Source organism: Pseudoxanthomonas sp. LjRoot206, assembly GCF_056175725.1.
In genome coordinates this window covers 535761-559949 of record NZ_JBGFFI010000002.1, presented here as the reverse complement: position 1 = coordinate 559949, position 24189 = coordinate 535761, and the positions used below count along the sequence as shown (strand labels likewise).

Genomic DNA, 24189 nt, shown 5'->3' with positions numbered 1-24189 from the left:
GGGATGTCTGAACAAGGGTTTCGTGCTGCAGTCCATCGCAGCGGTCGAGTGCGCTCAATCGTTCAACAGGCTCCACCGGGATTGGGTTGCGTGTTCATGCTTTCTGCTGGACGACATCCATCAACCTTGGGAGGGGTCATGCTGGAACAACACGGTTTGACGCTGGCGCTGATCTGCGCCGGCGTGGCGATCATCTACGGCGTGGTGGCTGCGCGCTGGATCCTGAAACAACCCGCGGGCAACGCCCGCATGCAGGAAATCGCGGCGGCCGTGCAGGAAGGCGCCAGCGCCTACCTCAACCGCCAGTACACCACCATCGGCGTCGCGGGCGCGGTCCTGCTCGTGCTGATCGGCTTTTTTGTCTCCTGGGCCAGCGCCATCGGCTTCCTGATCGGTGCGGTGCTGTCGGGCGCCGCCGGCTACATCGGCATGAACGTCTCGGTCCGCGCCAACGTACGCACCGCCGAGGCGGCCACCAAGGGCATGAGCGCGGCGATGGACGTGGCCTTCAAGGGCGGCGCCATCACCGGCATGCTGGTCGTCGGCTTGGGCCTGCTGGGCGTGGTCGGCTACTACGCCGTACTGCACCTCCACATGGGCTACACCGAAGCCGACGCGCTGCACGCGCTGGTCGGCCTGGCGTTCGGCTCATCGCTGATCTCGATCTTCGCGCGCCTCGGCGGCGGCATCTTCACCAAGGGCGCCGACGTCGGCGCGGACCTGGTGGGCAAGGTCGAAGCCGGCATTCCCGAAGACGACCCGCGCAACCCGGCGGTGATCGCCGACAACGTGGGCGACAACGTCGGCGACTGCGCCGGCATGGCGGCCGACCTGTTCGAGACCTACGCGGTCACCATCATCGCCACCATGCTGCTGGGCAGCCTGATGGCCGCGCAGGCCGGCCAGCACGCGGTGCTCTATCCGCTGGTGCTGGGCGGCGTGTCGATCATCGCCTCGATCATCGGCGCGATGTTCGTCAAGGTGAAGGCTGGCGGTTCGATCATGGGCGCGCTGTACAAGGGCGTCATCGTGTCAGGCGTGCTGGCCGCCATCGCGTTCTATCCGATCACCACGCAGCTGATGGCGGATTCGGCCTACGGCGCGATGAACCTGTACTTCTGCGCGCTGGTCGGCCTGGTGCTGACCGGCGTGATCGTGTGGATCACCGAGTACTACACGGGCACGCAGTACGCGCCGGTCAAGCACGTCGCCGCGGCATCGACCACCGGCCACGGCACCAACATCATCGCCGGCCTCGGCGTGTCGATGCGGTCGACGGCCTGGCCCGTCGTGGCGGTGTGCATCGCGATCCTTGGCGCCTACGCGCTGGGCGGCCTGTACGGCATCGCCATCGCCGCGACGGCGATGCTGTCGATGGCGGGCATGATCGTGGCGCTGGATGCGTACGGCCCGATCACCGACAACGCCGGCGGCATCGCGGAAATGGCGGAACTGCCGCCGGAAATCCGCAACATCACCGACCCGCTGGATGCGGTCGGAAACACCACCAAGGCGGTGACCAAGGGGTATGCGATCGGCTCGGCGGCGCTTGCCGCGCTGGTGCTGTTCGCCGACTACACGCACAACCTGCAGACCGCGCACCCCGGCAAGATCTTCACCTTCGACCTGTCGAACCATCTGGTGATCGTCGGCCTGCTGATCGGCGGCCTGATCCCGTACCTGTTCGGCGCGATGGCGATGGAAGCCGTCGGCCGTGCCGCCGGCAGCGTGGTGGAGGAAGTACGCCGCCAGTTCCGCGAGATCCCGGGGATCATGGCGGGCACCGCCAAGCCGGACTACAGCCGCGCGGTCGACATGCTGACCAGGTCGGCGATCAAGGAAATGATCGTGCCGTCGCTGCTGCCGGTGATCGTGCCGATCGTCGTCGGCCTGCTGCTGGGTCCGCAGGCGCTGGGCGGCCTGCTGATCGGCACCATCGTGACCGGCCTGTTCGTCGCCATCTCGATGACCACCGGCGGCGGCGCGTGGGACAACGCCAAGAAGTACATCGAGGACGGCCACCACGGCGGCAAGGGCAGCGAAGCGCACAAGGCCGCGGTCACCGGCGACACCGTCGGCGATCCCTACAAGGACACGGCCGGCCCGGCGATCAACCCGCTGATCAAGATCATCAACATCGTCGCGCTGCTGCTGGTGCCGGTGCTGCCGGTCAACGGCTGGCTAGGCAGCGCCACGTCGTCGGAGGTGGCCGCGCATGCGGCGCCCATGACGCCGGGCGAAGTGGTGGAAGGACGCAGCGCGCGCATCCTGTTCGACAGCGGCTCCGCCGTGGTGCCGGCGGATACGAGCGCGCGCCTGGCGGGTGTGCTGGGCACGCTGGGTGCGGATCCGGCCGCACGTGTGCGCGTCTCCGGCTTCCATGATGCCAGCGGCGATGCGGCCGCGAACGAAGCCCTGGCCAAGCAGCGCGCCGAGGCCATCCAGCAGTGGCTGGTGGTCAACGGGGTGTCCGCCGAGCGCATCACCCTGGACAAGCCGGCGCAGACCACCGGCAGCGGCGACGCCGACGAAGCGCGCCGCGTGGATGTGCTGGTGGAGTAGTCGCAGCGGCATGACGTACAAGAAAGGGCGGCCATTGGCCGCCCTTTTTTATTCGCTGCGGGAGCGGCGCAATCGTTCGCTGTGGGAGCGACGTAAGTCGCGAACGGATGCCATCCGTGCACGCGAGATGGATTTCCAGATATGCAAGGCGAAGGACATGATCCGATCTGTCCCCGCCGGCGCAACCCTTCGAGCGTGCCGGCCGTGCGTTCGCGACTTACGTCGCTCCCACAACAGCGGCCTCCAGCAACAGGAGCACCACCAGATCAGGACGTCGGCTGCAGCGCCACCACGCGCACGTCGACGTCCTTGCAGGCATCGTCCTTGCAGATGCCGTTCACCCAGGCCTCGCCGTTGCCGAACATCACGCCCTTGTAGTTGACCATCAGCTGCGAATACTTCTGCCGCTTGATCGCCTCGGCGATGGCCGGCGTCATGATCCGGTCGTACTCGCGCACGAAGGCATCGGCATCGGCCACCTTCAGCGGCTGGCCGTCGCGCACGGTGGAGAACGGGTAGTCGACCAGCGCGGCGACGGCGGCTTCGTCGTTCGCCGTCACCGCCTGCTGCAGTTCGCGGATGACCTTCTCGTAACGCTCGTGCTCACCCAGCACCTCGTCGATGGCCTGGTTGACCGCCGCCGGATCGTCGACGACGTCGGCCACGGGAAGTGCAGCGGCGGGCGTTGCCGGCGTGGCTTCCCTCGCCGGGGCCGCCGGTTTCGCGTCCGTGGCAGCCGTGGCGGGGTCATGGGTAGCGGGCGTGCAGGCTGCCAGCCACAGCGCCGCGAACGCGGCGATCGGTGTCTTCATCGTGCGGATTCCTGGTCAGGTGGAGATGCGGTACGACAGGCCATCCGTGGCGACTGCCCAACTCCGGGCGATGCGACCCCATCCTAGCCAGCCACGCACCGGATTGCGTTCGGGAATCGTTAGGGCGTAGCGTCATCCCGACACCGGCCTACGATGCTGTCCGCGCCGACCCCGTCGTTCCAGCGAACGCTGGGACCCATCTTGCACTACCGTGGCTGTTCGCCATTGAAGACCGAAAAGCCAATGGATCCCAGCGTTCGCTGGGATGACGACGGATAGTGCGCGCTTCCATCAACTCAACACGTCGGCCAGCACCTTGCGTCCGACCGCGGCCGCGGCCTCCACTTCCGGCACGGCTTCCGCCGCCGCCCGCGCGTTCGCCTGCTGCTGCAGGTACACCGGGCAGTGCTGCATCATGTAATCGACGTCGAACTTCATCCGTTCGACCAGGAAGTCGACGAACGCGCGCACCTTGGGCGACTGCACGTGGCCGCGCGGGAAGACGGCATTGAATTCGTACTCGGGCCCGGTCCAGCCGGCCAGCACGCGCTGCAGGTGGCCCTGCTCCAGGTAAGGCTTCACCATCACGTCGGCACCCAGCATCAGTCCCTCACCGCAGAGCAGCGCACCCTTCAGTGCCGCCGGATCGTTCGCCACAAGGATGGGATTGATCGGATAGTCCTGCTCGCCGTTGGCATCACGAAGCTCCATGACCCATGCGTTTCCGCGGCGGTTCTTCGGCATCGCCAGCACGCGGTGGTGCTGCAGATCGTCCGGGTGCAACGGCTCGCCGTAGCGCGCCAGGTACTTCGGGCTGGCGTACACCTGCGTGCGCAGCGTGCTCAGGCGACGCGCGACCAGGTTGGAATCCGGCAGGTTGCCGATGCGCAGCGCCACGTCGATCTCGCCGGAGATCAGGTCGAGCGTGTCGTTGGCGAGCAGCATCTCGACGCGGATCTCGGGGTATTGCGCGTGGAACTCGCCGAGCAGCGGCGCGATCTTGTCGATGCCGATCGAATACGGCGCGGTGAAGCGCAGCCAGCCGCGCGGGCCGGCGTGCAACTGGCTGACCGCGCTGGCCGCTTCGTTCAGTTCACGCGCGATGCGCTGGCAGTGTTCGTAGTAGACGTTGCCGGCTTCGGTCAGTCCCAGCTTGCGCGTGGTCCGGTGCAGCAGTTGCGCGCCCAGGCGCGTCTCCAGTTCCTGCACCTTGCGGCTGACGGTAGTTTTCGGCAGGCGCAGCACGTTGGCGGCGGCGATGAAGCTGCCCTGCTCCACCACCTTGACGAAGATCAGGGTGTCGTTGAGATCGTGGCTCATCGTGGGACTCCGGTAGGCGAAGGGCACATTGGCCCGCTGACGGGATGATTATTCCCCTAAATCAGGACTAATCAAGTCCTCATTGGGGGCGTACCTTGGCACCCATCGTCCTCCACCGGGTACCGCCCCCATGCTGTTCGCCCGTCTCTTCCAGTCGCTGGAACACCCCGAAGAAACCCGGGAAGCCCTGTACGAACAGGCTTTCCGTCGCAGCAAAAGCCTGCTGTTACATGATATTTCCGGTCATGTCGCCGCGCCGCGCTCGCAGCGGGGCGGTGTCTTGGGGGGCGGCCGTCGTATCGGCAAGCTGATGTCGTCCTCTGGGATTATCCCTGTCACGGGAGGATTCATCCCATGAGCGGGACACTCGCCCGTCGCGTTCCGACGAACGGCATCGCGCCCAGGACGGCATGTGGCCATGCCCGCCGACTGCGCCTTGGCCAGTGCCGGACCTTCGTCGCCCCGGCGATCGACAGCGCGCAGGATCAGGCAAGCGCGCAGCAGGATCCGGATATCGCGGTGACCGCCCCGGTCGCCAGACTGGCCGCCATGCCCGCTTCCCTTCCGACTGCCGCCTTGCGCTGGCTGCGTGCCGTTGCACGCACGCTGGTCGAACGCTTCCGCAGGCCGGCCGACCCGTCGTCATCCTCCCCCGCGACGGGTCGGTCCGCCATGCGCCTGCCGTTCGTACGCAAGGCCACCGGCTTCCGCGAATTCACCCTGCCGCGCCACCTGGCCGACGGCGGCGCGCTGCGCCTGCGGGTGAAATCGGCCGGCGTGAGCACGCGCATCGCGCCGGTCGCCCGGCGGAGGCTGCCGTGAACACGACGAAGGACGCACTGACGCCCGGCGCGCTGGTGCTGGGCGCGAGCGGCAACGTCGGTTTCGGCGTCGTCGGCGCGCTGCTGGAAGCCGGCTGCCCGGTACTCGCCGTCGGCCGCGAAGGGCCGCGCATGAGCGCGCTGGCCGAACACTTCGAGGACGAACCCGGCTTGGCGCTGCTGCACTCGCCCTGCATCCACGACGACCGCGGCGCCGCGCGCCTGGCCGACGAAGTGCGCGAGCGCGGCCGTCCGCTGCGCGCGGTGTTCGCCAGCATGGGCACGCCGCTGCAGGCAGGCCGCCTGCTGGACCGTCCCGCCTCGTTCCTGCTGGAAAAGCTCGAGGCGGACCTGGTCCCGCATCTCGCCGCCGCGCGCCATCTGTTGCCGTTGCTGTCGGAAAGCCAGACCGCCGCCAACTACGTGCTGATCGGTGGCCCGTATGCGGAACGCGGCTGGTCGGGCTATGGCCACGCGTCGGTGACCGGCGCGGCGATGCGCATGCTGACCCAGGTGCTGCACGAGGAAGCGCAGACGATGGGCGTCCGCGTGCAGCTGCTGTCGGTCGACAAGCCGGTGTGCACACCGGAGAACGCGGTCAATGCCTGCGCCGAGTGGCCGAACGCGCTCGCCGTCGGCCGCGGCGCGGTGTCGCTGCTGTCGCGCAATACCCGCGCGTCGCAGTCGATCGTCACCTGGTCGGCGCATGACGCGAAGCCGCCGGAGCAGACCCTCGCGCGCGATTTCGAAGACGCGCTGTGGGCAGTGGCCGGCGCAAAGCGCAATGGCCGCGCCTCGGCCTGACTGTCACGCCGCCGTATTCCCCATCGTCCTTGTCCCGATGCCGACCTGCTGCTTGACCTCAACCTGACTTCAGGTCGCACCCTTCCCACCCGTTTCCTCCTCTCCCCCAAAGAGACCACCACCCATGAACACGCACTCCACTTCTTCTCCGCGTACGCAGCGCCTGCTGGCGCTCGCCGCGTTCAGTGCCCTCGCCATCGCCGTACTGGCCGGCTGCAGCGGCCAGGCCGCCGAGAACGGCGCGCCCCCGCCGCCGGAGGTCAGCGTCGCCGCCGTGCCGGTCAAGTCGATCAGCCAGTGGGATGAATTCAGCGGCCGCGTCGAGGCCATCGAACACGTCGACCTGCGCCCGCGCGTGTCCGGCTACATCGACCGCGTCGTCTACACCGAAGGCCAGGAAGTGAAGAAGGGCGACGTGCTCTTCACCATCGACGCCCGCAGCTACCGTGCCGAACTGGCGCGTGCGCAGGCCGAACTGGCACGTGCCCGCACCCAGGCCGAACTCGGCCGCAGCGAGGCCTCGCGCGCCAAGCGCCTGGCCGACCTGCAGGCGCTGTCGACCGAAGAGTACGAACAGCGCCGCGCCAACGCCGACCAGGCGCAGGCGAACGTCGCCGCCGCACAGGCCGCGGTGGAAACCGCCCGCCTCAACCTGGAATGGACGCAGGTGCGCGCACCCATCGACGGCCGCGCCGGCCGCGCGCTGGTCACCGCCGGCAACTTGGTCAGCGCCGGCGATGCCGCCAGCGTGCTGACCACGGTGGTGTCGCTGGACAAGGTGCACGTGCACTTCGACGCCGACGAGCGCGCCTTCCTGCGCTACGCCGAGATGGCGCGCAAGGGCGAGCGCCCGAGCGAACGCGACGGCAAGGTCCCGGTGCAGGTGGCGCTGGCTGATGAAACCGACTTCCCGCACGCGGGCACGGTCGACTTCCTCGACAACCAGGTCGACCGCAGCACCGGCACCATCCGCGCGCGCGCCGTGCTCGACAACGCCGACCGCGCGTTCACGCCGGGCCTGTACGCCCGCGTGCGCCTGCTCGGCAGCGGCGAGTTCAAGGCCGCGCTGGTCGACGACAAGGCCGTGCTGACCGACCAGGACCGCAAGTACGTCTACGTGGTCGACAAGGAAGGCAAGGCGCAACGCCGCGACGTGAAGATCGGCCGCATGGCCGACGGCCTGCGCATCGTCGAACAGGGCCTCACCGCCGGCGACAAGGTCATCGTCACCGGCGTGCAGAAGGTGTTCTTCCCCGGCATGCCGGTGCAGGCCAAGGCGGTGGCGATGGGCGCGGCGGAAGCGCCGGCCGCCGCGGTCGCCATGAAGTAAGCACGGCACCGTCCCCGCGCAGGCGGGGACGGCATCCAACGCAATCCACGATCCAACCACGGCCCGCACGGGCCGTGGCGAGCCCTCTGCATCTCCACTCCAGGAAATCCACCCATGGACTTCTCCCGTTTCTTCATCGACCGGCCGATCTTCGCCGCGGTGCTGTCGATCGTGATCTTCGCCGCCGGCCTGATCTCGATCCCGCTGCTGCCGATCGGCGAATACCCCGAAGTGGTGCCACCCTCGGTGGTCGTGCGCACCGTGTACCCGGGCGCCAACCCCAAGGTCATCGCCGAAACCGTCGCCACGCCACTGGAAGAAGCCATCAACGGCGTCGAGGACATGATGTACATCAAGTCCGTCGCCGGCTCCGATGGCGTGCTCTCGCTGACCGTGACCTTCAAGCCGGGCACCGATCCGGACGAGGCCGCGGTGCGCGTGCAGAACCGCGTGGCGCAGGCGCAGGCGCGCCTGCCCGAGGACGTGCGCCGCCAGGGCGTGACCACGCAGAAGCAGTCGCCGGTCTTCCTGATGGTGGTCCACCTGACCTCCAGCGACGGCAAGTACGACTCGCTCTACCTGCGCAACTACATGCGCCTGCACGTGAAGGACGAACTGGCGCGCATCCCCGGCGTCGGCGACGCGCAGCAGTTCGGCGGCGGCGACTACGCCATGCGCCTGTGGCTGGACCCGGACAAGGTGGCCGCGCGCGGCATGACCGCCGGTGACGTGCTGCGCGCCGTGCGCGAGCAGAACGTGCAGGTCTCGGCCGGCCAGCTCGGCGCCGAACCGATGCCGAACGGCAGCGACTTCCTGCTGCCGATCAACGCCAAGGGTCGTCTTGAGAGCGTCGAGGAATTCAGCAACATCGTGCTGAAGAGCGGCAGCGACGGCGAGATCGTGCGCCTGGCCGACGTGGCACGCATCGAACTGGCCGCCGGCGACTACACTCTGCGCGCGCGACTGGATGGCAAGAACGCGTCCGCCATCGGCATCTTCCAGGCCCCCGGCGCCAACGCGCTGGAGATCCGCGATGCCGTCGTGGCCAAGATGGACGAGCTGCGCCCGACCCTGCCGCCGGGCGTCGAGATCCAGTCGATCTACGACACCACGGTGTTCGTGCGCGACTCGATCAAGTCGGTGATCACCACGCTGCTGGAAGCCACGCTGCTGGTGGTGCTGGTGGTGATCCTGTTCCTGCAGACCTGGCGCGCCTCGATCATCCCGCTGCTGGCGGTGCCGGTGTCGGTGGTCGGTACGTTCGCCGTGCTGCACCTGCTGGGCTACTCGATCAACACGCTGACGCTGTTCGGCCTGGTGCTGGCGATCGGCATCGTGGTGGACGACGCCATCGTGGTGGTGGAGAACGTCGAGCGCCACATCGAGCATGGCGCGACCCCGCTGGAAGCCGCGCACCTGGCGATGAAGGAAGTCTCCGGCCCGATCATCGCGATCGCGCTGGTGCTGTGCGCGGTGTTCGTGCCGATGGCGTTCCTGACTGGCGTCACCGGCCAGTTCTACAAGCAGTTCGCGGTCACCATCGCCATCTCCACGGTGATCTCGGCGATCAACTCGCTGACCCTGTCGCCGGCGCTGGCCGCCAAGCTGCTGAAGCCGCACGACGCGCCGAAGGATCGCCTTTCGCGCGTGATCGATGGCCTGTTCGGCTGGCTGTTCCGTCCGTTCAACCGCTTCTTCAAGCGCAACTCCGAGCGCTATGAAGGCGCGGTGGGCCGCACGCTGGGCCGTCGCGGCGCGGTGTTCCTGGTGTACGCGGTGCTGCTGGTCGGCGCGGGCCTGATGTTCCGCGCGGTGCCGGCCGGCTTCATCCCGGTGCAGGACAAGCAGTACCTGATCGCCGGCGTGAAGATGCCGGAAGGCGCCTCGATCGAACGCACCGACGCCACCCTGAAGAAGATGGCCGCCATCGCGATGAAGGTCGAAGGCGTGGAGCACGAGGTCGCCTTCCCCGGCCTGAACCCGCTGCAGTTCACCAACACGCCCAACAACGGCGTGGTGTTCTTCACCCTGAAGCCGTTCAACGAACGCTCGCGCAGCGCCGAAGAGATCACCGCCGAACTGAACCAGAAGTTCGGCAGCATCCAGGAAGGCTTCACCTTCGCCTTCATGCCGCCGCCGATCCAGGGCCTGGGCAACGGCTCAGGCTGGTCGCTGTTCGTCGAGGACCGCACGCGGCTGGGCTACGGTGAACTGCAGAATGCCGTGCAGGCGTTCCAGGGCGCCGCGTCGCAGACGCCGGGCCTGGGCTTCCCGATCAGCAGCTACCAGGCCAACGTGCCGCAGCTGGATGCCGAGGTCGACCGCGTGAAGGCCAAGGCCCAGGGCGTGCCGCTGACGGAACTGTTCGACACGCTGCAGACCTACCTGGGTTCGGCCTACGTCAACGACTTCAACATGTTCGGCCGCACCTGGCAGGTGATCGCCCAGGCCGACGGTCCGTTCCGCGACAACGTCGAGGACATCGCCAACCTGCGCACCCGCAACGCCAACGGCGAGATGGTGCCGGTCGGCAGCATGGTGAACATCAAGCAGACCTACGGCCCCGATCCGGTGATCCGCTTCAACGGCTATCCGGCCGCCGACCTGCTGGGCGACGCCGACCCGCGCGTGCTGTCCTCCGGCGAGGCGATGGCAAAGGTCACCGAGCTGGCACAGCAGGTGCTGCCGACCGGCATGGGCATCGGCTGGAGCGACCTGAGCTACCAGCAGGCCACCCAGGGCAAGGCCGCGCTGGTGGTGTTCCCGCTGGCCGTGCTGCTGGCCTTCCTGGTGCTGGCCGCGCTGTACGAAAGCTGGACCCTGCCGCTGGCGGTGATCCTGATCGTGCCGATGACGCTGCTGTCGGCGCTGGCCGGCGTGTGGCTGGTCGGTGGCGACAACAACGTGTTCGTGCAGGTCGGCCTGGTGGTGCTGATGGGCCTGGCGTGCAAGAACGCCATCCTGATCGTCGAGTTCGCCCGCGAACTGGAACTGCAGGGCAAGGGCATCATCGAATCAGCACTGGAATCCTGTCGCCTGCGCCTGCGTCCGATCATCATGACGTCGGTGGCGTTCATCGCCGGCACCGTGCCGCTGGTGCTGTCCAGCGGTGCCGGCGCCGAGGTCCGCTCAGTCACCGGCATCACGGTGTTCGCCGGCATGCTGGGCGTCACCCTGTTCGGCCTGTTCCTGACGCCGGTGTTCTACGTGGCCTTGCGCAAGCTGGCCAACAAGCCGCTGGTCTCCCACGCTCCCGCCGCCGACACGGCGACGACACACGCCTGATTCAATTCCTTTACTCCAACGAGGTCATGCCATGAACGTTTCTTCCAAGATCGCCCTCGTCACCGGTGCCACCCGCGGCATCGGCCGCGAGACCGTGCGCCAGCTGGCCGAGGCCGGCGTGCACACCCTGCTGGCCGGCCGCAACCGCGACAAGGCCGTCGAAGCCGTGCTGGACCTGCAGTCGCAGGGCCTGCCCGTCGAAGCCATCGCGCTCGACGTCACCGATCCGGCCAGCATCGCCGCCGCCGTCAGGGAGGTCGAGCAGCGCCACGGCCGTCTCGACATCCTGGTCAACAATGCCGGCATCCTGGTCGACGATGCGACCAAGGGCGTGTCCGGCCAGTCGCTCGACACGTGGCGCACCACGTTCGACACCAACCTGTTCGGCCTGATCGAAACCACCCAGGCCTTCCTGCCGCTGCTGCGCAAGTCGAACGCGGGCCGCATCGTCAACGTGTCCAGCCTGCTGGGCTCGCTGTCCGAGCACCAGAACCCGGAGTCCTTCATCTACGGATTCAAGGGCGTGCCGGCGTACAACGTGTCCAAGAGCGCGGTCAACGCGTGGACCATCCACCTGGCGCACGAGCTCAAGGACACCGGCATCAAGGTCAACACCATCCACCCGGGCTACGTGCAGACCGACATGAACAAGTCGGGCGACCAGCAGAACGGCGAGCTGTCCGTGCCGGAAGGCGCGCGCACCAGCGTGCAGCTGGCGCTGATCGACAACGACGGCCCGACCGGTGGCTACTACTACTTCGACCAGGTGCTGCCATGGTGATCCGTCCGCTCGTCCTCGGCGTCGCCGCCGTGCTGCTGGCGGGCTGCGTGACCGTGGGGCCGGATTACGCGGCCCCGCAGACGGCACCGGCCACGTTGCAGCAGGCCGGTGCCGTCGACTACGTGGCCGACCATCCGGTCGCCGCGTGGTGGAGCCAGTTCGACGATCCCGTGCTCGACCAGCTGGTGCGCGAAGCGCTGCTGGCCAACCTCGACGTGCGCATCGCGGTGTCGCGCGTCAACGAGGCCCGCGCGGTGTTCTCCGAACGCCGGCTGGACCTGGCGCCGCACGTCACGATGGGCGTCGAAGGCACCCGCACCAAGCAGCCGGTCGACGGCCAGGGCCGCGTGGAAACGGACAGCTATTCCGCCGGCTTCGACGCCGCCTGGGAGCTGGACCTGTTCGGCCGCGTGCGCCGCAGCGCCGAGGCCGCACATGCGGACCTGCAAGCGCAGCGCAACGACCTGCAGGCCATGCAGGTGACGGTGGCCGCGGAAGTGGCGCGCAACTACTTCGAGCTGCGCGGCACGCAGAAGCGGCTCGACGTGGCGCGGCGCATCCTGCAGACGCTGGGCGAGACCCAGCGCCTGACCGAATCGCGCTTCGACCTCGGCGCCGGCAGCCAGCTGGAAGTGCAGAGCAGCCTGGCCCGGGTGCGCGCGGTCGAGGCCGACGTGCCGATGCTGGAAGCGGCCGAAGGCCAGTCGCGCCACCGGTTGGCCGTGCTGGTCGGCCAGCGACCAGGCGAACTGGACACGCTGCTCGTCCCGCGCGAGGCACCGGCCTTCGCCAAGGCCCTGCCGATCGGCGACACCACCGAACTGCTGCGCCAGCGGCCGGACGTGCGTGCGGCCGAGCGTCGCCTGGCGGCCGCCACCGCCCGCGTCGGCGTGGCGACGGCGGACCTGTTCCCGCGGGTCAGCCTGCGCGGCTTCATCGGTTTCCTCTCCGGCGGCTGGGGCAACCTGGTCAACGGCGACAACCGCGCCTGGCAGGTGACGCCGTCGATCAGCTGGGCCGCGTTCGACATGGGCAGCGTCCGCGCGCGGCTGCGTGCGAGCGAGGCGCAGGCCGACGGCGTGGCCGCGCAGTACGAGAAGGCCGTGCTGGGCGCGCTGGAGGAAACGGAGAACGCACTGCTGTCCTATGCCAAGCAGCAGGCCCAGCTGAAACTCAGGCTGGAACAATCCGTTGCCGCCCGCCGCGCAGCAGAGCTGGCCGAAGTCCGGTATCGTGCCGGCTCGTCGGACTTCCTCACCCTGCTGGACGCACAACGCACGCAACTCGCGGCGGACGATGCGCTGGCGCAGGCCGAGGCTGGCGTCAACGTCGGTGTGGTGACGATCTACAAGTCGCTGGGCGGCTGGGGCGAACAGGACGTGGCCCCCGCGCTGGCGGCGCTGCCCTGATCCGACGCCGTCACGCCGTCTTTCCGTTGTTGCATTGCATGCTGCGCCCACGGGCGCAGCCCATCCCTGATCGAGTGTCGTCCGTGCCCGTTGTACATCTTCTTTCGCCCCTCGCTGTTTCCCACCCCCCCTCCCCACTCTCCCGCGTCGCGTCCCGGCTGGCGCTGGGCATGCTGCTGGCCGTGGCCGGCACGCAGGCGATGGCGACCGAACCGCGCACCGCCTGGTACGTGCAGGGCGGCGTGGCCGAGGACGCCCAGTCGCTGACCGTCGGCGCCAGCCGCGACTGGCGCTGGGAGAAGCAGTACCGCTACGGCCACGTCAGCGGCCAGTGGCAGGGCGAGGTCGCCCGCTGGCACAGCGAGAGCGAGAACAGCACCCAGGTCGGCTTTACCCCGGCGCTGCGCTGGCGCCCGAACGGCTGGCGCGAGGGCTGGTTCGTCGAAGGCGGTATCGGCGTGAACGTGATCTTCCCCAAGTACAACACGCGCTCGAAGGAATTCAGCACCACCTTCAACTTCGGCGACCACATCGCCATCGGCAAGCAGTTCGGCGCCGACCGGCAGCACGAATGGTCGCTGCGCTTCCAGCACTTCTCCAACGCGCGCATCGAGAACCCGAACCCGGGCGAGAACTTCCTGCAGTTCCGGTATACGCGCAGGCTGTAACCGGGGCATTGCCGCTTTCTGTAGGAGCGACGTAAGTCGCGACCGGAAGAACAAGCACACCGGCACCTGTCCGTATGCGACTTCCGACAACACGTCGGCACTCACGCCGTGCGGTCGCGACTCACGTCGCTCCTACAACAGCGGAACATGCTGCCTACCGCAATGGCGCCGCCATGATCAGCGGCTTCATGTCGTATCCCATCGCCTCGGCCTTCGCCTTCAGCCGGTCGAACTGCGCGCGGTCCATGGTCGGCTCGCGCGACAGGATCCACAGGTACTCGCGATCCGGCTCGCCGACCATCGCCCACTGGTAGTCCGGGTCCAGCGCGATCACCCAGTAATCGGCCCACACCATCGGCACCCACGACAGCCAGCCGGGTGCGAACCGCACTTCCAGCCGGCCAGGGTGGCCTTCCACCGGACGCGCGACACCTTGCGACTGGTCCATGCTGCCGTCTTTGGTCCTGCATGCATTGAGCACACCGATCTTGCCCGCCGCATCCAGCGAATACCGCGCGGTGATGTCGCCCACGCACTGCCGCTGGAAGAACATCGGCAGGTGCGCGATCTCATGCCATTGGCCGGCATCGCGGGAGATGTCCAGCTGCGGCACCGACGTGACGGGTTCGGCCGCGTGTGCGGACAGCGCCGCGCAGGCCAGCAGCGCGGCAGCGGACAAACGGGTCAGGTATCGGCGGCGCATCGACATACTCCTTGGCCATGGAATTCGCGAACCGCATACGCGCCAGACAGAGGAGCGGATGCACCCTGCGTTGGGATGCACCCGCTCCGTGCCACAACCTGCGTTTGCGAGTTACTTGGCGGCGAGGGTCAGGCCACTGGCCTCGACCGACTTCACGCCCTTGATCTGCTTGGCGACGGCGATCGCCTTGTCTTTCTGTGCCTTGTTGCCAACGGCACCGGACAGCGTCACCACGCCATCGACGGTCTCGACCTTGATGTCGAGGCCGGACACGTTCTCGGTGGCCAGCAGATCGGCTTTCACCTTGGTGGTGATCCAGGTGTCGGTCACCGGCTGGTTGGAATCGTTCTGCGCATTCTCTTCCGGCTCGTTCGGCGGATTGTCCGCCGCCATGGCGTGCGACGCAGAGAACAGCAGGGCCGCCGACAGCGAGGCGGCGAGCAACGAACGGGTATGCAGATGCTTCATGATCTTTCTCCTAGTCGTGTTGCGGAACGAGTGTCGGCGCCATTGCGTACAACACGCGTGAAAAATGCGACTCCGTTCATGCCCGTGTTGCACGCGATTCATGCACGTGCACACCGGATCAACGCGGCGCGTGCAGTACCATGGCGTCCTGCCCACGGACACGCTGCGCATGGATACTCCGCTCAAGGTCGCACTGGTCGGCTATGGCTTCGTCGGCAAGGTGTTCCACGCACCGCTGATCCAGGCCACCGCCGGCCTGGTATTGCATACGGTGGTGTCGCGCGATGCCGCCAAGGTGCGCGCCGACTGGCCCGATGTCGCGGTGACGCCGGATGCGGACGCCGTCTTCGCCGATCCCGCCGTGGACCTGGTGGTGATCGCCTCGCCGAACGGCACGCACGCGCCACTCGCGATCGCGGCCCTGGCCCAAGGCAAGCATGTTGTCGTCGACAAGCCGTTCACCGTCACCCTGCAGGAAGCGCATGAGGTCATCGCCGCGGCGGATGCGTCCAACCGCCTGGTCAGCGTGTTCCAGAACCGACGCTGGGACGCGGACTTCCTGACCGTACAGCGGCTGATCGCCGATGGCGAACTCGGTCGCGTGGCGGAATTCCATTCGCACTTCGACCGCTTCCGTCCGGTGGTGCAGGATCGCTGGCGCGAACGCGACGAACCGGGTGGCGGACTCTGGTACGACCTCGGCCCGCACCTGCTCGACCAGACCGTCCACCTGTTCGGGCTGCCGCTGGCGATCACCGCCGACATCGCGTGCCTGCGCGATGGCGCACAGGCCGCGGACTATGTCGACGTCACCCTGCGCTATCCCCACCACCGCGCGATCCTGCATGCCTCGACGCTCGTCGCCGGCAACGGCCTGCGCTTCGCGGTGCACGGCACGCGTGGCAGCTATCTCAAGCACGGGCTGGACGTGCAGGAAGACCAGCTGCGGGCCGGCGTAACGCCGGGGGCGCCCGGCTGGGGCATGGATACGCGCGCCGGCGAGCGGGTGCGGGAACGCGATGGCCGACTCGTCGCCGAGGTCGCCCATGCCGAGACCGGCGACTACCGTCGCTACTACGCAGGCATGCGCGACGCGATCCTGCTCGGGCATCCCGTCCCCGTGACGCCGCAGCAGGCGCTCGATGTCATGCGGCTCATCGAGCTGGGCGTACAGAGCAGTGAGGAGCGGCGTGAGATCCCGTGGGAATGAGCCACGCCAGCAGCAACCGGAAAGAAATGTGGGAGCGACGTCAGTCGCGATAGCGCGACGAATCCGAACCATCAGGGCAAAGCATCGCGACTGACGTCGCTCCCACCCCCTTTCCTACAACTACGTCACCGCCTGCCCGCGGTACGTCCGGTGATGCGCCATCGCCAGCATCGCCTCGTCCTCATGCGTATCGCCGTAGGCATGGATGGCGGTATAGGCCTGCGGATCGCACAGCGCCAGCACGCGACGCACCTTTTCCTCGCCGACGCATTGCGGCCCGGCGTAGCCTGTGATGCGTCCACCACGTTCGGCCAACACGGAGCAGGCGAGTTCGACGCCCTGCGTCGCGCACCACGGCGCCAGGTAGACATCCAGCCCGCCGGATACCACCACGATGCGGTCGCCCCGCTCACGGTGCCACTGCAACCGCGCCATCGCGTCGGGCCGCAGCACGCCGGGCAGCACATCGCGTGCGAAGGCCTCGCCCTGCGTGCGCAGGCGCGCTGCGTCCACGCCCCGCAAGCCCACCTGCACGATGCTGGCCCGCGTCGGATTGCCCGCCACCCAGCCGCGCCGGTAGCCGAATACCACTGGCGCCAGCAGCACGCCACCGGCCAGCAACCGGGGACGCGCCACGGCGTAGCGCATGAAATCGGGGAACGTCTCGCGGGTGGTCAGCGTGCCGTCGAAATCGAACAGGGCGAGATCCATGGGCGTCGAAGCTCAGTGCCGTTCGACGCGCGTCCTGCCGTGCGGGGCGGGTGTAGTTTCCTCGATGAGCTTGCGAATGGCGGGCTCGAGTGTCTTCATGCGTAACTGCATGGCTTCCATCGAATGCTGCATCACCATCGGCTGCTTCCTGATCAGCGAACGGCCGGTCGGCGTGCGATAGAACGCCAGCATGTCCCGTACTTCCTGCTCGGTGTAGACCTTCCGGTAGACCTCGATCAATGCGGGCGCCATGGCATCCCAGCCCATCTCGGACCTGAGAAAAGCCGACAGTCGGGCGTGGCGATGCCGCGCCTGCACGTCATCCGCTGTGGGCGCGCCACCTTCGGCGCCCGGCTCCTGGTCGTACAGCGACATCATCTGCGTGTACACCTGGTCCAGCAGCTTGTCCGCTTCGGTCGCCAGGAGCAGTTCGCGGATCGAGGCTTCGCTGGCGGGCTGCGGGTCCGATGCGACCGCCATCCCGGGAAAACTCACCAAAGCGAGCAGCATCCACTTCTTCATGTCGATCTCCTTGACGTGTCGTGGGAACAGCGACGGACCATTCAGATGCCGCGCAGGATCTCCGCGCGCTGCCGCTCATGCTCGACGGGCGTGATGACGCCCTTGGCGAACAGGTCGTCCAGGTGCCGCAAGCGCGCCTCCGGCGTGAGTGCCAGCGAAGGTGCAGCCCGCGCACGACGGATGAGGAACCAGGCCAGGCCGCCGATGGCGCACACCGGCAGGACGAAGAACAGGAACAGGATGATCCAATGCCAGATGCTGATGCCGCCCATGCACACGCTCCCTATGGTGCCGACCCCCTGCCGGTCGTTGCGATTCTAGCCACGATGGACCACGCCCGCGACCGCTCAGTCCACCGGTTCCAGCAGGCGCGCGCCCGGTCCCTCCTCGCCCAGTTCGTCCCACGGATTGCGCAGTGGGCAGACCTTCAGCGACAGGCAGCCACACCCGATGCAGCCATCCATCTGGTCGCGCAGCCGCGTGAGGCTGGCGATGCGCGCGTCCAGCGCCTCGCGCCAGCGCGCAGACAGCTTCTTCCAGTCGGCGGCGGTGGGCGTGCGGTTCTCGGGTAACGCGGACAATGCGGCCTGGATCTCCGCCAGCGGAATGCCGGTGCGTTGCGCCACCTTGATCACCGCCACGCGCCGCAGCACCTCGCGCGGATAGCGGCGCTGGTTGCCCGTGTTGCGCCAGCTGTGGATCAGGCCCTTGGCTTCGTAGAAGTGCAGCGTGGACACCGCGACGCCCGCGCGTGCGGCGACCTGGCCGACGGTGAGCTCCGTTTCGATGGGAGGATGCTGTTTTCCCGGCATGGCGCATTGACCTCAAGAATGGTTGAGGTTCTACCCTGCCCTCCCCGTTCCTGCAAGCCGCCTCCCCGATGTCCGATCCGCTGCACCTGGCCCTGCTGTACGGCAGCACGCGCGAAGGCCGATTCTGCGACACCGTGGCCGCGTGGCTGCGGGCACAGCTGGACCGGCGCAACGACTATGCGGTCGATGCCATCGACCCCGCCCTGCTCGACCTGCCCCATCGCCATGGTGGTGTTCCGAGCACGGACCTGGTGAATTTGCAACAACGCATCTGGCGCGCCGACGCGTTCGTGGTGGTGGTGCCGGAGTACAATCACGGTTACCCCGCCGCGCTCAAGCACATGATCGACCTGGTGGCCTCGCATTGGCAGGCTAAACCGGTCGGCTTCGTCGCGTATGGCGGGCTCAGCGGCGGTACGCGCGCCGTCGAGCAGTTGCGGCAGGTGTTCAGTGGCCTGCATGCCACGCCGGTGCGCGATGGCGTGTACTTCCCGCAGGCCTGGGACCGGTTCGCAGGCACGGGACTGTCCCGCGACGCCGATGCCAGTGAACGCGCCGCACGCCGCATGCTGGACCAGCTCGCCTGGTACGGCCATGCGCTACGCCAGGCCCGGGCGGCCTGGCCCTATCCCGCCGGCTGAGCCGGTACGTTTTCCCCGGCGCGCCCGCTGCGCGCCCACGATGGACCGACCGATGTTCCGATTCTTCGAAACCCGCATCAATCCGTATCCGAAGGGCGAGCCGACCACGCCGCCGCGGAAGCTGCTGCCATTCCTGCTGCACTACTCACGGCCGCTGCTGCCGTGGCTGCTGGCCATGTCGATCCTGACCGGCGTGATCTCCGCGCTGGAGATCACCTTCTTCGACTACATGGGCCAGCTGGTCGACTGGATGGGCAGCACCGGCCGCGACAGCTTCCTGCAGGTGCACGGGCAGAAGCTGCTGTGGATGGGTGTGCTGGTGGTCGTGGCCTATCCGCTGCTGATCCTGGTGCAGTCGCTGATCATCCACCAGACCATCTTCGGCAACTACCCGATGATCGCCCGCTGGCTGTCGCACCGCTACCTGCTGCGGCAGAGCGTGGGCTTCTTCCAGGACGAGTTCGCCGGCCGCATCTCGCAGAAGGTCATGCAGACCGCGCTGTCGATCCGCGAGACGGTGATGAAGCTGATGGACGTGTTCGTCTACGTCGTCGTCTACTTCGTCGGCACCGTGGTGCTGGTGGCGCAGGCCGACGTGTGGCTGGTGCTGCCGCTGGTCGTCTGGCTGGTCAGCTACCTGGTGCTGGTGTTCCACTTCGTGCCGCTCCTGCAGAAGGTGTCGATGGCGCAGTCCGACGCACGCGCGCAGATGACCGGCCGCATCGTCGACAGCTACACCAACATCCAGACCATCAAGCTGTTCGCCCACACCATGCGCGAGCAGGACTACGCGCGCGGCGCCATGGACGAGTTCATGGTCACCGTGCACGCGCAGATGCGCCTGGTCACCCAGCTGACCGTCGCGCTGCACACGCTCAACGCCTTCCTGCTGGCCAGCGTGGCCGGCGTGGCGATCTGGGCCTGGCTGCAGTCGTCGATCTCGATGGGCGCGATCGCGGTCGCCATCGCGCTGGTGATGCGCATCCGCTCGATGTCGGACTGGATCCTGTGGGAAGTGGCCGGCCTGTTCGAGAACATCGGCACGGTCGAGGACGGCATGGGCACGCTGGCGCAACCGCTGGCCATCGCCGATGCGAAGGACGCCAAGGACCTGGCCGTCACCCAGGGCGAGATCCGCTTCGACCACGTCAAGTTCCACTACGGCCGCGAGGCGAAGGTCATCGACGACCTGTCGCTGGTCATCAAGCCGGGCGAGAAGGTGGGCATCGTCGGCCGATCCGGTGCGGGCAAGTCGACGCTGGTCAACCTGTTGCTGCGCTTCTACGACGTGGAAGGCGGCCGCATCCTGATCGACGGCCAGGAGGTCTCGCACGTCACCCAGGAGTCGCTGCGCCGGAACATCGGCATGGTCACCCAGGACACCTCGCTGCTGCACCGCTCGATCCGCGACAACATCCGCTACGGCCGTCCCGACGCGACCGAGGAGGAACTGCTGGAAGCCTCGCAGCGCGCGCATGCGGATGAGTTCATCCAAGGCCTGACAGACGCCAAGGGCCGCAGCGGTTACGACACCCAGGTGGGCGAGCGCGGCGTGAAGCTGTCCGGCGGCCAGCGCCAGCGCGTGGCGATCGCCCGCGTGCTGCTGAAGGACGCGCCGATCCTGGTGCTGGACGAGGCGACGTCCGCGCTGGATTCGGAAGTCGAGGCCGCCATCCAGGAGCAGCTGTACGCCCTGATGGAAGGCAAGACCGTCATCGCCATCGCCCACCGCCTGTCCACCATTGCGGTGCTCGACCGGCTGATCGTGATGGACGGCGGCCGCGTGATCGAAAGCGGCAGCCACGAGGAACTGCTGCAACAGGACGGCCTGTACGCCGCGCTATGGCGCCGGCAGTCCGGTGGCTTCATCGGCGTGGATCTGGAAGACGCGGAAGCGTGAGCTCCCTTCTCCCCGCGCGGGGAGAGATCGCATTCCCTCTCCCCGTGCAACGGGGAGAGGGTGCCGAAGGCGGGTGAGGGGCGACGAAGCCGGCGTCATCGATACGGCATCGAACCCTCCGACGTCGCGACTTCACAGCACAGCCTCCTCAAGCCAGCATCGCGCTCGCCCCTCATCCGGCCTCCGGCCACGTTCTCCCCGCCGCGCGGGGAGAAGGGAACAAAAAAGCCGCCGGGGAAACCGGCGGCTTTTTCTCTACTGGACGAAGCTCACGACAACCAGCCGCGCGCCTTCGCCTTGTTGGCGTACCACAGCAGGAACAGCGCGATCGCGACCAGTACTGCCGGCATGACCAGACCCGTGGGGCCGTAGGCCGCCCAGGCAGGCGTCGCCACGAACGCGCCGATCATCTGAATCAACAGCGCGATCAGCGACAACAGGAACATTGTGCTTGCCCAGCGCTTCTTCAGCAGCAATCCCAATCCACCCAGCACGCCGGCGAATACCGCCACCGCGAAGGCCACGTTGAGCCAAGCCGGCGTGCCTTCATACACCTGCCGCTGCGGCTCGGCCATCATCGCCAGCTGCTCGCTGGACATGTTCACCTGCATGTACCACATCGCCACGCCGATCAGGTTCCAGACCAGCGCGAATACCGCGACGATCCAGTAACCCACCGAACGCTTCGTACCTGTCGTGGTCGTCATCTCTCCCCTCCCCAGGGTCATTGTGGGACCGGGACGGAGCATAGCGCCGCGGATCGCGATACCGCCGTTACGGTCCGCCCGCCGGCGCCACCCGCCACACCACGTTGCCCACGTCGTCCGCCAACAGGACCGCATTGCGGGCATCGACCGCCACGCCGACCGGACGGCCGCGGGCGTTACCGTCGCCGTCGAGGAAACCGGTCAGCACGTCCACCGGCGCGCCCTGCGGACGCCCGTCGGCGAAGCGCACGAACACCAGCCTGTAGCCGGACAGTTCGCGCCGGTTCCAGGAGCCGTGCTCACCGATGAAAGCGCCGCCTTGCAGCGCCGCCGGCCAGCCCGCGCCGTCATGGAAGGCCAGGCCCAGTGCGGCGACATGCGCGCCCAGCGCGTAATCAGGTGCGATGGCGCTCGCCACCAGGTCCGGCCGCGGCGGTTCGACGCGCGTGTCCACGTGCTGGCCGTAATAGCTGTACGGCCACCCGTAGAACGCGCCCTCGCGCACCGAGGTCAGGTAATCGGGCACCAGCGCATCGCCGAGCTCGTCGCGCTCGTTGACCACGGTCCACAACGCGCCGGTCTTCGGTTCCCATGCCAGCCCGACCGGATTGCGCAGGCCACCGGCGAAGACGCGGCGCTTGCCCGTGGCGATCTCGACCTGCAGCACCGCCGCGCGGTCGGCCTCGATGTCCATGCCGTTCTCGCCGACGTTGCTGTTGGAACCCACGCCGACGTAGAGGTACTTGCCGTCGGTGCTGGCGAGCAGGCTCTTGGTCCAGTGATGGTTGAGCGGACCACCCGGCAGCTCGACCAGGGTCTGTGGCCGGTCGTTGCTGTGCGTCTGGCCCTCGACGTAGGGCACGCTTACGATGGCGTCGGCGTTGGCGATATACAGCCGACCGTCCACCAGTGCCATGCCGAACGGCGACATCAGGCCAGCCAGGAACACCTCGCGCACCTCCGCCACGCCGTCCTTGTCGGCGTCCCGCAGCAGGGTGATGCGGTTCGCGCTTGGCGTGGCGGCGCCGGCCTTCTTCATCGTGCGCTTCATGAACCACGTACGCAGGCCGCCCTTCTCCGCCGGCTTCGGCGGTGCATTGGTTTCGGCGACGAGGACGTCGCCGTTTGGCAGCACGTGCAGCCAGCGTGGATGATCCAGCCCGTGGGCGAATGCCGTCACCGATAGCCCCGCCGCAGCGGTCGGCGCGGTGCCGTCGGGCCAGCCGACGGCAGGCGCGACATTGACGGTGGGAATCCAGCGTTTCTCCGGCGCCGGCAGCGTCGTCTGCGGTCCCGTTTCCGCCGGCGACTGCGCGTGGCCGGAACACGACAGGCATCCCAGCAGGAGCAACGGCATCAGGCAGCGGATCGGCGTCATTGCTCGCACTCCGGACGGGATGCGGCGAGCCTAGGCACGCCGATGCGAACGCTGCGTCAAGCAGCGGCGACGATCAGGCTTCGTCCTGGCCCCACGCTGCCACGTCGACCATGCCGTCTTCGTCGACACTGACCCTGACCTCGATCGGCTTGCAGCACACGTGGCAATCCTCCACATACTGCTGGTCTCCCGCGGAATCATCGACCACCAGGGTGATGGTCTCGCCGCAGTACGGGCAGTCGATGTCAACGGTCGGCAGGTGCGGCATCAGGCCGTGCCCAGCGCGGTCACCGCAGCGATGCGGTCCAGCCACAGGTAGTGGGTCACGTCCGGGCGCGTATGGTCGTCAATGCGCACGACCGCGTTGAATCCCTCGCGACCGTCCGCATCACGGAACACCTGCACGGTGGGGCGTGCAGGGACGATGCCGGTGATCGCACCGCCATCGGTCAACCGGATCTCCACCCTCGCTTCGTCGGGCAGTTGCCTGATCAGGGCTTCCATGCGGGCGATGTCGGCCTGCTGCGTGTAAAGGTGCTCCGGCCCGTCCGTCATGTCCTGCTCCCCTCTTTCGGTGACGCACCCTAGCCTGCCGGGGGTAAGGTGCCGTGAATGTGGTCAGCGCAGCAGACGAAGCACTTCCTCGGCGGCCGCTTCCGAGGACGCGGGATTCTGTCCCGTCACCAGCCGGCCATCGGTCACGACGTGCACCTGCCATGCCGCACCACGCTCGTAACGCGCGCCGTTCTGCTTCAGCACGTCTTCCAGCAAGAACGGCACGATGTCGGTCAGGCCTACGGCGGCCTCTTCTTCGTTGGAGAATGCAGTGACCCGCTTGCCCTTCACCAGCGGCTCGCCGAGCGCACCGTGCGTATGGCGGAACACCGCCGGACCGTGACAGACCGCCGCCACCGGCCTGCCGGCCGAGAACGTCTGTTCGATCAGCCGGATCGAATCGGCATCCTCGGCCAGATCCCACATCGGTCCATGCCCGCCGGGGTAGAAGACCGCATCGAACGGATCGTCCAGCACGTCCTTCAGCCGATGCGTCGCGGCCAGCGCGGCCGACGCCTCGGCATCCGCGTTGAAACGCACGGTGGCGGCCGTCTGCGCATCGGGCGCATCGCTTTTCGGGTCCAGCGGCGGCTGGCCACCTTTGGGCGAAGCGAGCACGACCTCGGCGCCCGCATCCTTGAAGACGTAGTAGGGCGCGGCGAATTCCTCCAGCCAGAAGCCGGTCTTGTGCCCGGTCTCGCCCAGGCGGTCGTGCGAGGTCAGCACCATCAGGATCTTCATCGGCGGCTCCTACGATCAGAGCCGCCACCCTAACGGTACGGGCGATAAG

25 protein-coding genes and 1 pseudogene are annotated in these 24189 nt (G+C 67.7%); 13 read left to right on the top strand and 13 right to left on the bottom strand.

What is annotated here, in order from left to right:
• Positions 1-138: 138 nt before the first annotated feature.
• Positions 139-2166, top strand: a pseudogene (locus tag AC04MD_RS07300) (sodium-translocating pyrophosphatase); the annotation flags it as partial.
• A gap of 60 nt (positions 2167-2226) precedes the next feature.
• Positions 2227-2562, top strand: coding sequence for an OmpA family protein (locus AC04MD_RS07295; RefSeq protein ID WP_475496971.1), 336 nt, complete (start codon positions 2227-2229; stop codon positions 2560-2562).
• A 266-nt stretch (positions 2563-2828) separates the two neighbouring features.
• On the opposite strand, the gene AC04MD_RS07290 is transcribed toward AC04MD_RS07295, so the two are convergent.
• On the bottom strand, positions 2829-3374 hold the full coding sequence (locus AC04MD_RS07290) for a hypothetical protein (RefSeq protein ID WP_475496630.1): 546 nt from the start codon (positions 3372-3374) through the stop codon (positions 2829-2831).
• A 291-nt stretch (positions 3375-3665) separates the two neighbouring features.
• Positions 3666-4694, bottom strand: coding sequence for a LysR family transcriptional regulator (locus tag AC04MD_RS07285; RefSeq protein WP_475496629.1), 1029 nt, complete (start codon positions 4692-4694; stop codon positions 3666-3668).
• A gap of 130 nt (positions 4695-4824) precedes the next feature.
• Here AC04MD_RS07285 and AC04MD_RS07280 point away from each other — a divergent pair, with 130 nt between their 5' ends.
• From AC04MD_RS07280 to AC04MD_RS07245, 8 genes are all read left to right on the top strand, one after another.
• Positions 4825-5052, top strand: a complete 228-nt coding sequence (locus AC04MD_RS07280) for a hypothetical protein (protein WP_475496628.1) — start codon at positions 4825-4827, stop codon at positions 5050-5052.
• Positions 5049-5516, top strand: coding sequence for a hypothetical protein (locus AC04MD_RS07275; RefSeq protein WP_475496627.1), 468 nt, complete (start codon positions 5049-5051; stop codon positions 5514-5516). The genes AC04MD_RS07280 and AC04MD_RS07275 overlap by 4 nt, the downstream gene beginning before the upstream one ends.
• Complete coding sequence (locus tag AC04MD_RS07270; RefSeq protein ID WP_475496626.1) at positions 5513-6319, top strand: SDR family NAD(P)-dependent oxidoreductase; 807 nt, start codon at positions 5513-5515, stop codon at positions 6317-6319. The genes AC04MD_RS07275 and AC04MD_RS07270 overlap by 4 nt, the downstream gene beginning before the upstream one ends.
• 124 nt (positions 6320-6443) lie before the next feature.
• Positions 6444-7649, top strand: coding sequence for an efflux RND transporter periplasmic adaptor subunit (locus AC04MD_RS07265; RefSeq protein WP_475496625.1), 1206 nt, complete (start codon positions 6444-6446; stop codon positions 7647-7649).
• Between the two features lie 114 nt (positions 7650-7763).
• Complete coding sequence (locus AC04MD_RS07260) at positions 7764-10934, top strand: efflux RND transporter permease subunit (protein ID WP_475496624.1); 3171 nt, start codon at positions 7764-7766, stop codon at positions 10932-10934.
• A gap of 31 nt (positions 10935-10965) precedes the next feature.
• On the top strand, positions 10966-11715 hold the full coding sequence (locus AC04MD_RS07255; RefSeq protein WP_475496623.1) for an SDR family oxidoreductase: 750 nt from the start codon (positions 10966-10968) through the stop codon (positions 11713-11715).
• On the top strand, positions 11709-13124 hold the full coding sequence (locus AC04MD_RS07250; RefSeq protein ID WP_475496622.1) for an efflux transporter outer membrane subunit: 1416 nt from the start codon (positions 11709-11711) through the stop codon (positions 13122-13124). Before AC04MD_RS07255 ends, AC04MD_RS07250 begins: the two co-directional genes overlap by 7 nt.
• Positions 13125-13294: 170 nt before the next feature.
• The gene (locus AC04MD_RS07245; RefSeq protein ID WP_475496621.1) at positions 13295-13792 is read left to right on the top strand and encodes an acyloxyacyl hydrolase; all 498 of its coding nucleotides are present in this window, start codon (positions 13295-13297) and stop codon (positions 13790-13792) included.
• A gap of 154 nt (positions 13793-13946) precedes the next feature.
• Here AC04MD_RS07245 and AC04MD_RS07240 read toward each other — a convergent pair whose 3' ends face one another.
• Positions 13947-14495, bottom strand: a complete 549-nt coding sequence (locus tag AC04MD_RS07240; RefSeq protein ID WP_475496620.1) for a lipocalin family protein — start codon at positions 14493-14495, stop codon at positions 13947-13949.
• A 111-nt stretch (positions 14496-14606) separates the two neighbouring features.
• The gene (locus AC04MD_RS07235; RefSeq protein ID WP_475496619.1) at positions 14607-14963 is read right to left on the bottom strand and encodes a BON domain-containing protein; all 357 of its coding nucleotides are present in this window, start codon (positions 14961-14963) and stop codon (positions 14607-14609) included.
• Between the two features lie 169 nt (positions 14964-15132).
• On the opposite strand from AC04MD_RS07235, the gene AC04MD_RS07230 reads away from it, so the two are divergent.
• A complete protein-coding gene (locus tag AC04MD_RS07230; RefSeq protein ID WP_475496618.1) occupies positions 15133-16173 on the top strand; it encodes an oxidoreductase in 1041 nt (346 codons plus the stop codon).
• A 120-nt stretch (positions 16174-16293) separates the two neighbouring features.
• Here AC04MD_RS07230 and AC04MD_RS07225 read toward each other — a convergent pair whose 3' ends face one another.
• The 4 genes from AC04MD_RS07225 to soxR form a co-directional block, all read right to left on the bottom strand.
• Entirely contained in the window at positions 16294-16884 is a 591-nt protein-coding gene (locus AC04MD_RS07225; protein ID WP_475496617.1) for an HAD-IB family hydrolase, read from the bottom strand.
• 12 nt (positions 16885-16896) lie between these two features.
• Positions 16897-17406, bottom strand: a complete 510-nt coding sequence (locus AC04MD_RS07220) for a DUF2059 domain-containing protein (protein ID WP_475496616.1) — start codon at positions 17404-17406, stop codon at positions 16897-16899.
• A 41-nt stretch (positions 17407-17447) separates the two neighbouring features.
• Positions 17448-17678: an SHOCT domain-containing protein gene (locus AC04MD_RS07215; RefSeq protein WP_475496615.1), complete on the bottom strand. Its 231-nt coding sequence runs from the start codon at positions 17676-17678 to the stop codon at positions 17448-17450.
• Between the two features lie 75 nt (positions 17679-17753).
• A complete protein-coding gene (soxR, locus tag AC04MD_RS07210; protein WP_475496614.1) occupies positions 17754-18218 on the bottom strand; it encodes a redox-sensitive transcriptional activator SoxR in 465 nt (154 codons plus the stop codon).
• Between the two features lie 68 nt (positions 18219-18286).
• On the opposite strand from soxR, the gene AC04MD_RS07205 reads away from it, so the two are divergent.
• Both AC04MD_RS07205 and AC04MD_RS07200 read left to right on the top strand, forming a co-directional pair.
• Entirely contained in the window at positions 18287-18859 is a 573-nt protein-coding gene (locus AC04MD_RS07205) for an NADPH-dependent FMN reductase (RefSeq protein ID WP_475496613.1), read from the top strand.
• 52 nt (positions 18860-18911) lie between these two features.
• Positions 18912-20759 (top strand): ABC transporter ATP-binding protein, encoded by a 1848-nt coding sequence (locus AC04MD_RS07200; protein WP_475496612.1) that lies wholly within the window; start codon positions 18912-18914, stop codon positions 20757-20759.
• 269 nt (positions 20760-21028) lie between these two features.
• Here the strand turns inward: AC04MD_RS07200 and AC04MD_RS07195 are convergent, their stop codons facing one another.
• The 5 genes from AC04MD_RS07195 to AC04MD_RS07175 form a co-directional block, all read right to left on the bottom strand.
• Complete coding sequence (locus tag AC04MD_RS07195) at positions 21029-21466, bottom strand: hypothetical protein (RefSeq protein ID WP_475496611.1); 438 nt, start codon at positions 21464-21466, stop codon at positions 21029-21031.
• Between the two features lie 67 nt (positions 21467-21533).
• A complete protein-coding gene (locus tag AC04MD_RS07190; RefSeq protein ID WP_475496610.1) occupies positions 21534-22844 on the bottom strand; it encodes a PQQ-dependent sugar dehydrogenase in 1311 nt (436 codons plus the stop codon).
• Between the two features lie 73 nt (positions 22845-22917).
• A complete protein-coding gene (locus AC04MD_RS07185) occupies positions 22918-23112 on the bottom strand; it encodes a CPXCG motif-containing cysteine-rich protein (protein WP_475496609.1) in 195 nt (64 codons plus the stop codon).
• Positions 23112-23399 (bottom strand): DUF3247 family protein, encoded by a 288-nt coding sequence (locus tag AC04MD_RS07180; RefSeq protein ID WP_475496608.1) that lies wholly within the window; start codon positions 23397-23399, stop codon positions 23112-23114. Before AC04MD_RS07180 ends, AC04MD_RS07185 begins: the two co-directional genes overlap by 1 nt.
• Positions 23400-23462: 63 nt before the next feature.
• Entirely contained in the window at positions 23463-24140 is a 678-nt protein-coding gene (locus tag AC04MD_RS07175) for a type 1 glutamine amidotransferase domain-containing protein (protein ID WP_475496607.1), read from the bottom strand.
• Positions 24141-24189: the final 49 nt, after the last annotated feature.

Coding starts and splice junctions, on each gene's coding strand:
- AC04MD_RS07295 (WP_475496971.1), top strand. CDS start 2,227: ATGACGCCGGGCGAAGTGGTGGAAGGACGCAGCGCGCGCATCCTGTTC.
- AC04MD_RS07290 (WP_475496630.1), bottom strand. CDS start 3,374: ATGAAGACACCGATCGCCGCGTTCGCGGCGCTGTGGCTGGCAGCCTGC.
- AC04MD_RS07285 (WP_475496629.1), bottom strand. CDS start 4,694: ATGAGCCACGATCTCAACGACACCCTGATCTTCGTCAAGGTGGTGGAG.
- AC04MD_RS07280 (WP_475496628.1), top strand. CDS start 4,825: ATGCTGTTCGCCCGTCTCTTCCAGTCGCTGGAACACCCCGAAGAAACC.
- AC04MD_RS07275 (WP_475496627.1), top strand. CDS start 5,049: ATGAGCGGGACACTCGCCCGTCGCGTTCCGACGAACGGCATCGCGCCC.
- AC04MD_RS07265 (WP_475496625.1), top strand. CDS start 6,444: ATGAACACGCACTCCACTTCTTCTCCGCGTACGCAGCGCCTGCTGGCG.
- AC04MD_RS07260 (WP_475496624.1), top strand. CDS start 7,764: ATGGACTTCTCCCGTTTCTTCATCGACCGGCCGATCTTCGCCGCGGTG.
- AC04MD_RS07255 (WP_475496623.1), top strand. CDS start 10,966: ATGAACGTTTCTTCCAAGATCGCCCTCGTCACCGGTGCCACCCGCGGC.
- AC04MD_RS07250 (WP_475496622.1), top strand. CDS start 11,709: ATGGTGATCCGTCCGCTCGTCCTCGGCGTCGCCGCCGTGCTGCTGGCG.
- AC04MD_RS07245 (WP_475496621.1), top strand. CDS start 13,295: ATGCTGCTGGCCGTGGCCGGCACGCAGGCGATGGCGACCGAACCGCGC.
- AC04MD_RS07240 (WP_475496620.1), bottom strand. CDS start 14,495: ATGCGCCGCCGATACCTGACCCGTTTGTCCGCTGCCGCGCTGCTGGCC.
- AC04MD_RS07235 (WP_475496619.1), bottom strand. CDS start 14,963: ATGAAGCATCTGCATACCCGTTCGTTGCTCGCCGCCTCGCTGTCGGCG.
- AC04MD_RS07230 (WP_475496618.1), top strand. CDS start 15,133: ATGGATACTCCGCTCAAGGTCGCACTGGTCGGCTATGGCTTCGTCGGC.
- AC04MD_RS07225 (WP_475496617.1), bottom strand. CDS start 16,884: ATGGATCTCGCCCTGTTCGATTTCGACGGCACGCTGACCACCCGCGAG.
- AC04MD_RS07220 (WP_475496616.1), bottom strand. CDS start 17,406: ATGAAGAAGTGGATGCTGCTCGCTTTGGTGAGTTTTCCCGGGATGGCG.
- AC04MD_RS07215 (WP_475496615.1), bottom strand. CDS start 17,678: ATGGGCGGCATCAGCATCTGGCATTGGATCATCCTGTTCCTGTTCTTC.
- soxR (WP_475496614.1), bottom strand. CDS start 18,218: ATGCCGGGAAAACAGCATCCTCCCATCGAAACGGAGCTCACCGTCGGC.
- AC04MD_RS07205 (WP_475496613.1), top strand. CDS start 18,287: ATGTCCGATCCGCTGCACCTGGCCCTGCTGTACGGCAGCACGCGCGAA.
- AC04MD_RS07200 (WP_475496612.1), top strand. CDS start 18,912: ATGTTCCGATTCTTCGAAACCCGCATCAATCCGTATCCGAAGGGCGAG.
- AC04MD_RS07195 (WP_475496611.1), bottom strand. CDS start 21,466: ATGACGACCACGACAGGTACGAAGCGTTCGGTGGGTTACTGGATCGTC.
- AC04MD_RS07190 (WP_475496610.1), bottom strand. CDS start 22,844: ATGACGCCGATCCGCTGCCTGATGCCGTTGCTCCTGCTGGGATGCCTG.
- AC04MD_RS07185 (WP_475496609.1), bottom strand. CDS start 23,112: ATGCCGCACCTGCCGACCGTTGACATCGACTGCCCGTACTGCGGCGAG.
- AC04MD_RS07180 (WP_475496608.1), bottom strand. CDS start 23,399: ATGACGGACGGGCCGGAGCACCTTTACACGCAGCAGGCCGACATCGCC.
- AC04MD_RS07175 (WP_475496607.1), bottom strand. CDS start 24,140: ATGAAGATCCTGATGGTGCTGACCTCGCACGACCGCCTGGGCGAGACC.